This window comes from Chryseobacterium sp. JV558, from assembly GCF_033712365.1.
Taxonomy (GTDB): Bacteria; Bacteroidota; Bacteroidia; order Flavobacteriales; family Weeksellaceae; genus Chryseobacterium.
Window position 1 is genome coordinate 54,935 of record NZ_WJHU01000009.1, and the last position, 11,362, is coordinate 66,296.

An 11,362-nucleotide genomic window follows, 5' to 3' on the forward strand; every position below is an offset into this window, starting at 1 on the left:
CTGTCGAAGCATTTTTTATTTCAATTAAAACTAAAAATATCCAAAATCTTAAGATTTTGGATATTCAATATAATAATTTTAATGTTCTATTTCTGAGGAATATTTGCTAAAATATCTTTCAGGAAGCTCCAGAATTTCTGAGTAGAAGGAATGTTTGCTTTTTCATCAGGTGAGTGAGCTCCTCTGATGGTTGGTCCGAAGCTTACCATTTCCATTTCAGGATAGTTGGCTCCAATGATACCACATTCAAGACCTGCGTGACAAGCTACTACATGAGGCTTTTCACTAAACTTCTCAGTGTAAAGTTTCTCCATCAACTGTACGATCTCCGAACCTGGTTTTGGTTTCCACCCTGGGTATGAACCACTGAATTCAACGTTCATTCCAGCTAATTCTGCTACAGATTTTAATTGCTCTGCCACTGAATATTTAGAAGAATCTACAGAAGATCTTGTAAGATTTAAGATTTTAAGTTCTCCACCCTTCAATTCTACTCTAGCTACGTTGTTGGAAGCTTCTACAAGATCAGCTACATCCGGGCTCATTCTGTATACCCCGTTGTGAAGAGCTTTTAAAGTAAAGATCACTTTTTTAGAATCTCCTTCTGAAATTGCTTTGTCAGAAGACGTAGAGTTCTCAATGTTGATTTGAATTCCAGGTTCTACTGTAGCAAACTCTTCTAAGATATCTTTCTTAAGAATCGTAACATTTTCTATATATTCCTGAGCATTTCTCACAGAAATAATGGCAACACCTTCTCTTGGAATAGCATTTCTTAAACCTCCGCTGTCGATAGAAACCAATTCAATATTCTGGTTTTCCAATCCACTGTAAAGAAGTCTTCCCAAAATAATATTTGCGTTTCCGAAACCTTTATGAATATCCATTCCGGAGTGTCCTCCCTGAAGTCCTTTTACTTCAATTCTTACAATTTGTCCTTTTGGAGCTTCTGCAGCATAGTTTTGAGTGATGGTTACATCAACTCCACCTGCACAGCCGATATCAATCTCATCATCCTCTTCAGTATCAAGATTCAATAAAATTTCACCTGTCAGTTGTCCTGGCTTTAGTCCTAAAGCACCTGTCATTCCTGTTTCTTCATCAATGGTGAAAAGAGCTTCCAATGCAGGGTGTGGAATATCTGAGCTTTCAAGGATAGACATAATGGTTGCTACTCCCAAACCGTTGTCAGCTCCTAGAGTAGTTCCTTTTGCCTTTACCCAGTCACCGTCAATTTCCATTTTGATTCCTTCTGTTTCAAAATCAAAATTAACATCGTTGTTTTTCTGGCAAACCATATCAAGGTGCGATTGAAGTACGATCGATTTACGGTTTTCCATTCCTGCAGTGGCCGGTTTTTTAATGATAACATTTCCTACTTCATCTACGGTAGTTTCCAGTCCGAGATCTTCACCAAATCCTTTGATGAAAGCGATTACTTTTTCCTCTTTTTTTGAAGGCCTTGGAACAGCATTTAATTTGGAAAAGTTTTTCCAGATAATCTGCGGTTCTATATTAGATAATTCCATTGAATTTTATTTTTCTCAAATTTACGAAATAAAAAATGCTTCCGTGGGATACAGAAGCATTTTTTATCATTGGCGAAAGGTGAAAATAGGAAGAGGTGAAATCAAAAAATCTGTTTATTTACCTTCTCTGTTCCGTCTTTTGCTGTTTTGCGATTTTGTCTTTATTAACATCCACATTCTCCATAGATCGGAGTGGTGAAGCTGGTACCGTCCGGTTTTTCAATTGTCAAAGTACCTTCAAACAGTAAAGCTTCCTCGCCTTTTATTTTTTTACCTTTCACAGAAATTTTGTAATTATCATTTTCTATTTCCTTGGTAAGAAGTTCATCTACTTCCATATCACTTGATGAGATAAGATTTAGAGCCAGTCTTTTGCCGTCCAGCATCATATAAGCTGTTTTCCCGGCATCATCTGCGTAGATGTATTTTTCATTTTCAAAATCAGCTTTGTTTACAGCAAAATAGCAGGAGCATTCTTTGATTTCTTTTGGAAAAGGAATGGTGCCCACCAGAATATTTCCTGAAGACTGACCTGTTGAAGCAGAATCTTTAGCGATATGTAAAGAATCGGCAGAAGCAGAACCTGAAACAGTTTCTTTTTCCTTTTTGCAGGCTACCAATAGAAATGCGGAAAATAAAATGATAAAATATTTCATGTGTTTGTGGTTTTATTATTTGTTTATCCTCTTGCTCTTTCAAGAAGCGTCATCATTAGTAAAGAAAGGATTACCAAACTTTCTTCCTCATCATCAATATCGATCAGTCTGTCCAGTTGAAATCTTCTTCCGAAGAATGAAGGCATTTTTTTTAATTTAAAATAAGCTTTTCCGTCAATACCAGTTACCGTATAAGATGGATTAAGGAAATACCCTGTGAACATACCAATGATAGGAAGTTCTCCTACAAAGCTGTCCCAGAATCTTACCCATGCACTGTCTTCCTGAATTTTAAACTTAGGCTGATCCTGAGCATCCAGAACATCATAGCTTGCTTTCCAGATAGAACGCATTCCTTTTCTGGCTAATCTACCAAAGTTTTTATTATCAATAAGATCATTCAAAGAATACGAAGCATTGAAATCAATCCATTGATTCGCTTTGATTCTGAAAAGTTCCTTAGACTTGCTCTCATCATTGAAAACGATAACATCTTCTTTCAACTTAAACATTTTCTGACGAACATACGCTACATAATTTCCGTTTCTGTCAGTAATATTGAAGTCACTTGCTAAAGTAGTGATTTTGAATTTGAAATCCAGAGGATAGTTAAGATTGTTAAGTACCATGTCAGTTTATTTTTTTCATATTTAATTTAAGCCGCAAATATAAAGGTTTTTTTAGAGTTCTCGGATATGGGAGAAAATTTAAAATATCATTTTGGGACATTGTTTTGACAGAAATTTATAAGAGGATTTTTGTGAAAAATAAAATTAAACGCTGAGTTCGCAAGGTTTGTTTGCTATTTTTATATATTTTGTTCGCAAAGACACTTCGTTCAGCTGAGATATAAGTTTTTCTTATTGCTGAGTGAAACGCCTTTGCGATCATTTTTTTAACCTTTAGACATCTTAGCGTACTCAGCGTTAAAAATTTATTATACTTTATAAAAATTCACAAGCGAAGCGAACTGACGATTCATTATTCACTATTAATTATCAACTTTAATCCTTATTTTTGTACCTATGGATTACCCAAGTAAAGTATTAGCCAAGGCGGTAGATGAGATTTCGGGATTGCCTGGGATTGGAAGAAAAACGGCTTTGAGGTTAGCACTACATTTATTGAAGCAGCCCAATTCCAGAGCGGTAAGTCTTGGAAATTCGCTGATTAATCTTGTTAACGAAATAAAATACTGTAAAGAATGTCATAATTTTTCGGATTTTGACATTTGTGAAATATGCAGCAGTGAAAAGAGAAATAGCGAACTGATCTGCATTGTTGAAGATGTAAGGGATGTGATTGCTATTGAAAATACCGGGAAATACACTGGGAAATATCTGATCCTTGGAGGGAAAATTTCCCCAATGGAGGGAGTAGGACCCAACCAGCTAAATATTCCAAGTATTGAAAGGAAACTTAATGATGGTAAAGTGAAGGAATTTATTTTTGCATTGAGTGCGACCATGGAAGGAGATACAACAGCGTATTACATTTACAAGAAATTTAAAAGTTCCCATGTGAATTTTTCCAGCATTGCAAGAGGAATTTCAGTAGGAGATGAATTGGAATATGCTGATGAAATTTCTTTAGGAAGATCTATTATCAACAGGCTGCCATACAACGAAAAGGATTAATATGAAGCTGTCCGTTATTATTGTTAATTATAATGTTACCCAACTGCTCAGAAGCTGTCTTTTGTCACTTCAGAAATACATACAAGAGATAGACTATGAAGTGGTTGTTATTGATAATGCTTCTACAGATACTTCCTGGGGAGATCTTATTCCTGAATTTCCGGACGTCCACTTTATATCTTCTGAAATAAACGGCGGTTTTTCAAAAGCGAATAACCAGGCAATTCAGACGGCAAAAGGAGAATATATATTGTTATTGAATCCTGATACAGAATTTGAAGGATTTTATATGAAAGAACTTCTTGATTTTGCAGATTCTCAGCCTTCTTTCGGATGTCTGGGAGTAAGAATGCATGACGCAGAAGGTAATTTCCTGCCTGAAAGCAAGCGCTCAGTACCGGATATGTTTAATTCTTTTGAAAAGCTGTTTACGAATTTTAAAAAGAATAACTCGAAGTCTTATTACAGAAATGATATTGAAGAAAATGCGGTTGCTGAAATAGAAGTGATGACAGGTGCATTTTTGTTGGCTAAAAAAGATGTCTACGAAAAAATAGGAGGGCTGGATGAAGCTTATTTTATGTATGGAGAAGATATTGATCTGTGCTATACGTTCTTAAGAAACGGGTATAAAAACTTCTATTATGGTAAAGTTTCAATTCTTCATCACAAAGGGGAGAGTACAATCAGGAATGAAGTATATCTTAAGAGGTTTTATGGAGCCATGCAGATCTTTATTGATAAATACTATAAAGAATCAAAGCCTGTACAGTATTCATTTTTAAAAGCAGGATTGAAGCTCCGGCATCAGATTGAAAAGATCAAGCTAAAATAAAAAAGCAACTCAATTTGAGTTGCTTTTGTTTTATATAAGATGATATTCTTCTTATTTTGCCGGTGCTACAGGAGTTTTTGCCGGAGTTGTTGTAGAAGAAGCAGGAGCTGACTGTTTTGCAGGAGCTTCTTTCTTCACGGGTTGTTTCTGTGTAGGAGCTACCTGAGAAGGCTTACCTGTGATGACAACGCTTAAAAGGATAAGAACGATGATAGTTCCGCCTAGAGTCCATGTTGCTTTTTCCATGAAATCATTGGTTCTCTGTACTCCAAACTGTGCAGATGATGCACCTCCGAATGTACTAGAAAGGCCTCCTCCTTTTGGGTTTTGTGCCATAACGATAATTACCAATAAAACGCTGGCAACCATAACAAGAACCATCAATAGTGTAAATATAGTATCCATTAATTCTGATATCTTTTTGAATGGGCAAATTTAATCTTTTTTTACTGAATGACAAAAAAAGATGTCGCCAAATGTTGATAAAAATAAAAACGGCAACAATTGTTACCGTTTTTTATATAAAAATAAGGTGTTTTTATTTGAAATCAGAATCTTTAGCCTGGTTGATAAGGTAAGATTTTACCGCCAGGTTAATATCCATTCCGCCCATATTCTGGATGATGGTAAACGGAAGTTTTACTCCGGAGACATCTTTGTAGTCTGCATAGCTTGTAGGAATAGATCCTCCTTCTCCAACTTTCACTTCACCTGTCTTAAGGCCTGTTTTTACGCTGTAATAGTAAGTGTCTTTAGTTCCTTTTACGACATAAGAATCTTCATTGTTGTACTTTTCGATTCCTGCCAGTTTATATTCTGCACTTTTAGCAAAAATAAGTTCCGGGAAAAGTTCCGGATCTGACATTTCTGCTTTCTGTTTTTCATTAAGTGGCATTTTTTGTCCCTGAGCTTCCATATATCCGTCCTTACCATCAAAAATGATTTTTTGTACAGTATTCCCCATCATCTTCATATCCATTGACATTTTTCCTCCTTTAGCCTGAATAAGTTTCATAGACATATCCATTCCCTGTACTTTTGTAGTAGCATCGGTAGTGATAGAAGTTACTTTCTGAACAGCAGCAAGACCTCCAATTGCATTGATGTATTTATCAGCAATAGATCCGATGGTAACGCTTGCATCTACTTTCTGTGCTGCAGGTTTTGAAACCGGATTAGCCTCTTTATCGAAATATTTTACAGGATATCCTAATTTTTCCAATCCTTCAGCAATATCAGATGCTTTACCTGCAATGAAAATTCTGCTTTGGTTTGGTAGAATCGTAGTCTTTACAGCATTTGCAACATCAGCAGCCGTTACTTTATCAATAGATTTTAAGTAATTGGTATAGAAGTCAGCCGGTAAATCCTGTACTTTTTGGTTTAGTGCAAATCTTGCAATAGTTGCAGGCTGTTCTAAAGACATGATGAAAGATCCTTTCAGCTTAGCTTTAGCATTTGCCAATTCCTCCGGTTTTACAGTTGAAATAGCGTTAAGTTCATTCATGAATTCTTTAACCGCTTTGTCTGTTACCTCATTTCTTACGCTTGCACTTGCAGAGAACTGTGGCGAATATTTGCTTGCCACCATACTTGAATAGGCACCATACGTAAATCCATTCTTTTCTCTAAGGTTCATGAAAAGCCTTGCTTCACCACCACCTCCAAGGATGTAGTTAGCTATTGTTGCAGGGAAGTAATTGGCATCTTTCATTTTCAGCGTGTTCAGGTTGTTTAATGAAACAACAGACTGTACTGCAGAAGGAACATCCACTACGTTAATCTCTGTTTTAGCAACATTAGAGGCTGGTTCTAATTGAGCAATAGGAGTGTTTGCTTTTTTCCAGCTATTGAAAGCTTTCTCGATCAATGGTTTCACCTGGTCAAATTTTACGTCTCCAACGATTACTAAATAAGCGTTATCCGGAGCGTAGTATTTTTTATAGGTATTTTGTACATCAGACAGCTGGATTTTGTTGATAGATTCTACCGTTTGAAATTCACCTCTTGAAGTATTTTTTCCATACATCAAGGCTTTAGAAACTTTTTCCGCGATGGAAGATGCATTTTTTTCTTCAGATTTTAATCCTTCCACAGCTCTTTCTTTAGAGTTTTGAATTTCTTCAGCGGAGAATTTAGGATTAATAATTGCATCGGCCATCAAGTGTAAAACTTCAGGGAAATATTTTGAAAGAGAGTTGGCAGAAGCGCCACCTGCGGAGAAATTAAGAATCGCTCCAAGATAATCCACTTTTTTGTTGAAATCATCTTTGCTGATGTTGGTTGTTCCGTTTTCAAACTGTTCAGCCATGATTTCGCTTACCCCTGTTACTGTTCCTTCATTGTAAGGAGGTCTGTCCATAGAAAGGCTGGCGCTTACTCTTGGCAGTTTGTTGTTCTCAACCACCATTACTGTAAGACCGTTGCTTAGCTGGAAAGTTTTTGGTTTGGCAATGTTAATCGCAGGAGTAGGTCCTGGTTTCGGCATTGCATTAATATCTATTTTTTGTGCTGAAACCATTCCTGTAAAGAAAAATGCTGCAGCTATATATGTTAATTGCTTTTTCATTTGTAAAAATTTAATTTTAAATAATCATAATTTAACCTGAGAAGTTGAAATGATTATTTTTTTTCAGGTACGTAGTTAATGATTATTCTTTGGTTAGAATTAAGATACTTTTTAGCTGCATTTTGAAGATCCTGTCTTGTTATAGATCTGTAAATGTCAATTTCTTTGTTGATCAAATTCGTGTTACCCATCAATACATGGTTGGTTGCCAATGAAGCAGCAATTCCCTGAATACTGGAGTTGGCATTTACAAACTGGTTCTCGTACTGGTTTTGAAGTTTTTGATAATCCTCTTCAGAGATTAATGTCATCTGAAGCTTTTTGATTTCAGCATCAATGTCAGTCTGTAAAGCCTGTTTAGTAGTCTGTCCCATCGGAATCGCGAAGAATGCGAAAATACTGTAATCTTCAAGACCCTGGTTGAAAGCGGCTACCTGAAGCGCTTTTTTGTCCTGATCTACTAATTTTTTATATAAAACTGAAGATTTTCCACTACTTAAATAAGAAGAAAGCATATCTAAAACATAAGCATCTTTCTCTTTATTAGCAGGAGTTCTGTATGCAAAAACATAAGCCGGAAGCTGAATGTTCGGGTCTGTAGCGGTTACTTCTTTTTCCTGAGTGATAGGAGCATCTTTAGGGAAATCTTTTGGATATAAAGTTCCTTTTGGAATTCCTCCATAGTAGGTTTCAATCCATTTTTTGGTTTGTTCAGGTTTGATATCTCCTGCAACTACCAGAGTAGCATTATTTGGAACATAAAACTTTTTATAAAATGCCTGGAATTCTTCTAATTTAGCAGAATTCAAATCTTCCATAGAACCAATTGTTGGCCAGTTGTACGGGTGATTTGTAAATAAATTTTTCTGAATAGTTGTGAAAAGATTTCCGTAAGGCTGGTTATCCATTCTCAATCTTTTTTCTTCTTTTACAACCTCTCTCTGTGTATCCACACCAATCTGGTTGATGACAGCATTACGCATTCTTTCAGCCTCCATCCAAAGTCCAAGCTGTTCGTTATTGGAAGGGAAAGTTTCGTAGTAGTACGTTCTGTCATTGGTAGTGTTGGCATTATTTTGTCCTCCGTTTGAAGAAACAATCTTGAACCAGTCTCCTCTTTTGATATTAGGAGTTCCTTCGAATAAAAGGTGTTCAAAGAAGTGAGCAAAACCTGTTCTGCCTTTTACTTCATCCTTTGCACCTACGTGGTACATTACACCTGTTGTTACAACCGGAGCAGAATTATCCTGATGAAGAATTACGTGAAGACCATTGGGAAGGTCATACTCTTCGAATTTGATTTGCTGTGCATTCAGCATTAGCCCGAAGAAAGCTACGGCAGCAGCAGAAAGAAGTCGCTTTTTCATAAAATTTAGAAATTGTTTATCAATTAGTGTGAAAAGTGAATTAAATGTTACAAACTGTATAGAAATAGATATATAAATGTGAGTAAAGTGATTGGTGAATTCGCTTCGCTTGTCAATTTTTACAGGTTTCGAGGTACATGTTTCGGGGTGATGAATATAAAATTCTTTTTGGACAAATTTTGAATGTATAATCAACTTATCCACCTTTCATCTGTGAAAGAAATTGACCATTCACTATTCACTTGCGAAGCAAAATTTCTAACTTCTCTACGAAAGTTTGAATTCTCCTCTGAATACATTAATTTTGTATTCCCAAATTTTTTTTGCTGTATGGACTATTTGAAAGGACTTAATGAATCACAATATGAAGCCGTTACCTCTTTACAAGGACCTCTGATGGTGCTTGCAGGAGCTGGTTCCGGGAAAACGCGTGTACTTACCATGCGTATTGCCCATTTAATTTACAATGGAATAGACCCTTTCAATATCCTTGCACTTACTTTTACCAATAAAGCAGCACGTGAAATGAAAGACCGTATTGCAAAGGTCGTAGGAGACAGCAATGCAAGAAGCCTTTGGATGGGAACTTTTCACTCTGTTTTTGCACGAATTTTAAGAATTGAGGGACATTACCTTGGGTATCCTTCCAATTTTACCATTTATGATCAGCAGGATGCACTGAATGTGATCAGAAAAGTCCTGAAGGATATGAATATTGATGCAGATCTTTATAAACCTAAAAAAGTTCAGGCAAGAATTTCAACCTATAAAAATAACCTGATTACAGTAAAAGCTTATTTCAACAATCCGGAACTTATGGAAGCGGATGAAAAAGCAAATATGAAGTTCATCGGGCAGATTTATCAGAAATATGTCGATCAGTGTTTCAGAAACGGCGCTATGGATTTTGATGACCTGTTGTTGAAGACCAATGAGCTGCTGACCCGTTTCCCTGAAGTGCTTGCAAAATACCAGGATAGGTTCAGATATATCATGGTAGATGAGTACCAGGATACCAACCACTCTCAGTATCTGATTGTAAAAGCATTAGCTTCAAAATTTGAGAATATCTGTGTGGTAGGGGATGATGCCCAGTCTATCTATTCCTTCCGTGGGGCTAATATCTATAACATCTTAAACTTTAAAAAAGACTATACAGATGCTAAGACAGTATCTCTGGAGCAGAATTACCGTTCTACACAGAATATTGTAAATGCTGCCAATGTAGTTATTTCAAAAAACTTACAGCAGTTTAAGAAAAATGTATTCAGTGATAATGAAGAAGGGGATAAGATCAAAATATACAGATCTCTTTCCGATGCAGATGAAGCCAATTTTGTTGCCGGAAATATCTGGGAATTGCGTAACCGCGACCAGAGAAAGTACAGTGATTTTGCCATTTTATACAGAACAAACTCACAGACGCGTGCCTTTGAAGATGCGCTGAGACGTAAAAATATTCCGTATAAAGTATATGGTGGGCTTTCTTTCTACCAAAGAAAAGAGGTAAAAGACCTTATTGGTTATCTGCGTCTTCTGATCAATGAAAATGATTCTGAAGCGTTGATGAGGATTATCAATTATCCTACAAGAGGTATCGGAGAAACAACGCAGAATAAATTAATCGTTTTTGCAGACGCTCATAATATTGCGGTTTCAAAAATTTTGGATAATCTTCCGATGTATGCACCACAATTAGGTTTGAACAACGGAGTTTTAAACAAACTGAATGACTTCTGGTCTATGATAAAAGCTTTTCAGGTATTGCTGAAAACAGAAACGGCTTACAGTGTTGCTATGGAAGTGGCAAAACGAAGCGGCTTGATTAAGTTTTTAAAAGATGACCAGACTCCTGAAGGGATTTCCAGAGTAGAAAACGTTCAGGAATTGATGAACTCTATGCAAGGGTTCATTGAAGAACAGATACAGCTGGAAGACGGAGATCCGAGCCTCTCCAATTTCCTTGAAAATATTGCGCTTTCTGCAGATACTCAGGATAAAACTCTGGAAGAGGATATGGTTTCATTGATGACCATTCACCTTTCAAAAGGATTGGAATTTCCAGTAGTTCATTTGGTAGGGCTTGAAGAAAATCTTTTCCCAAGCTTTATGAGTTCTGCTACCAGAGAAGATTTGGAAGAAGAGAGAAGACTATTTTATGTAGCATTGACGAGAGCGGAGAAACAGGTCTTCTTCTCTTATGCTGTTTCCCGTTTCCAATGGGGGAAAATTACGGATGCGGAGCCGTCAAGATTCTTAAGTGAAATTGATGATGAATATATTGAATTCCTTAATCCGGCTTTGGAAAAAAGATTTATCAATAATTCAGGGGTAAGATCCAATATTTTTGATGAACATCCTTCTGAAATGAAATCTTTCAAAAAAGTTGAAAAGAAGACCATCGACAAAGGTGATGCCTCGAAACCGGCTCAGGAAGTAAGAAAACTAAAACCTGTAAGCACTGCTAAAATTATCAACCCAAGCGGAGCTTCTTCGCAGGATATTGAAGTAGGAGATAAAGTGAGACATGACCGTTTCGGAATTGGAGAAGTTAGTTTCCTGGATGGAACAGATCCTCAGAATATCAAAGCAAAGGTTATTTTCATCCATGAAGGAGAGAAAAACCTGATCCTGAAATATGCTAAACTGACTAAGATTTAAATCAGAATAATATAAGATCAAGTAAACGGATTCAAAATTTGGATCCGTTTTTTTTTATTTTTTAAACACAAAGTTCGCAATGTAAATATCACGTTGTGTTTATTTTTT

Annotated in this window: 9 protein-coding genes; 3 read left to right on the plus strand and 6 right to left on the minus strand. The window is 36.3% G+C overall.

Annotation, left to right across the window (positions count from 1 at the left end; genetic code table 11):
• Positions 1–86: 86 nt before the first annotated feature.
• The 3 genes from GFU89_RS21145 to GFU89_RS21155 form a co-directional block, all read right to left on the minus strand.
• The gene (locus tag GFU89_RS21145) at positions 87–1,529 is read right to left on the minus strand and encodes an aminoacyl-histidine dipeptidase (RefSeq protein ID WP_318849006.1); all 1,443 of its coding nucleotides are present in this window, start codon (positions 1,527–1,529) and stop codon (positions 87–89) included.
• A 164-nt stretch (positions 1,530–1,693) separates the two neighbouring features.
• Positions 1,694–2,185: a hypothetical protein gene (locus GFU89_RS21150; protein ID WP_318849007.1), complete on the minus strand. Its 492-nt coding sequence runs from the start codon at positions 2,183–2,185 to the stop codon at positions 1,694–1,696.
• A gap of 23 nt (positions 2,186–2,208) precedes the next feature.
• Positions 2,209–2,814 carry a hypothetical protein gene (locus GFU89_RS21155; protein ID WP_318849008.1) on the minus strand — a complete coding sequence of 202 codons (606 nt, stop codon included), beginning with the start codon at positions 2,812–2,814 and terminating at the stop codon, positions 2,209–2,211.
• A 396-nt stretch (positions 2,815–3,210) separates the two neighbouring features.
• Between GFU89_RS21155 and recR the strand changes: the two genes are divergently transcribed.
• Together recR and GFU89_RS21165 are read left to right on the plus strand one after the other, a co-directional pair.
• The gene (recR, locus tag GFU89_RS21160; RefSeq protein ID WP_318849009.1) at positions 3,211–3,822 is read left to right on the plus strand and encodes a recombination mediator RecR; all 612 of its coding nucleotides are present in this window, start codon (positions 3,211–3,213) and stop codon (positions 3,820–3,822) included.
• Entirely contained in the window at positions 3,818–4,657 is an 840-nt protein-coding gene (locus tag GFU89_RS21165; RefSeq protein WP_318849096.1) for a glycosyltransferase family 2 protein, read from the plus strand. Before recR ends, GFU89_RS21165 begins: the two co-directional genes overlap by 5 nt.
• Before the next feature lie 51 nt (positions 4,658–4,708).
• On the opposite strand, the gene secG is transcribed toward GFU89_RS21165, so the two are convergent.
• From secG to GFU89_RS21180, 3 genes are all read right to left on the minus strand, one after another.
• Positions 4,709–5,062, minus strand: a complete 354-nt coding sequence (gene secG / locus GFU89_RS21170) for a preprotein translocase subunit SecG (protein WP_318849010.1) — start codon at positions 5,060–5,062, stop codon at positions 4,709–4,711.
• Positions 5,063–5,195: 133 nt separating this feature from the next.
• Entirely contained in the window at positions 5,196–7,226 is a 2,031-nt protein-coding gene (locus tag GFU89_RS21175; protein WP_318849011.1) for a pitrilysin family protein, read from the minus strand.
• 53 nt (positions 7,227–7,279) lie between these two features.
• Entirely contained in the window at positions 7,280–8,593 is a 1,314-nt protein-coding gene (locus tag GFU89_RS21180; protein WP_318849012.1) for a pitrilysin family protein, read from the minus strand.
• Between the two features lie 330 nt (positions 8,594–8,923).
• On the opposite strand from GFU89_RS21180, the gene GFU89_RS21185 reads away from it, so the two are divergent.
• Entirely contained in the window at positions 8,924–11,254 is a 2,331-nt protein-coding gene (locus GFU89_RS21185) for an ATP-dependent helicase (RefSeq protein WP_318849013.1), read from the plus strand.
• Positions 11,255–11,362: the final 108 nt, after the last annotated feature.

Coding starts and splice junctions, on each gene's coding strand:
- GFU89_RS21145 (WP_318849006.1), bottom strand. CDS start 1,529: ATGGAATTATCTAATATAGAACCGCAGATTATCTGGAAAAACTTTTCC.
- GFU89_RS21150 (WP_318849007.1), bottom strand. CDS start 2,185: ATGAAATATTTTATCATTTTATTTTCCGCATTTCTATTGGTAGCCTGC.
- GFU89_RS21155 (WP_318849008.1), bottom strand. CDS start 2,814: ATGGTACTTAACAATCTTAACTATCCTCTGGATTTCAAATTCAAAATC.
- recR (WP_318849009.1), top strand. CDS start 3,211: ATGGATTACCCAAGTAAAGTATTAGCCAAGGCGGTAGATGAGATTTCG.
- secG (WP_318849010.1), bottom strand. CDS start 5,062: ATGGATACTATATTTACACTATTGATGGTTCTTGTTATGGTTGCCAGC.
- GFU89_RS21175 (WP_318849011.1), bottom strand. CDS start 7,226: ATGAAAAAGCAATTAACATATATAGCTGCAGCATTTTTCTTTACAGGA.
- GFU89_RS21180 (WP_318849012.1), bottom strand. CDS start 8,593: ATGAAAAAGCGACTTCTTTCTGCTGCTGCCGTAGCTTTCTTCGGGCTA.
- GFU89_RS21185 (WP_318849013.1), top strand. CDS start 8,924: ATGGACTATTTGAAAGGACTTAATGAATCACAATATGAAGCCGTTACC.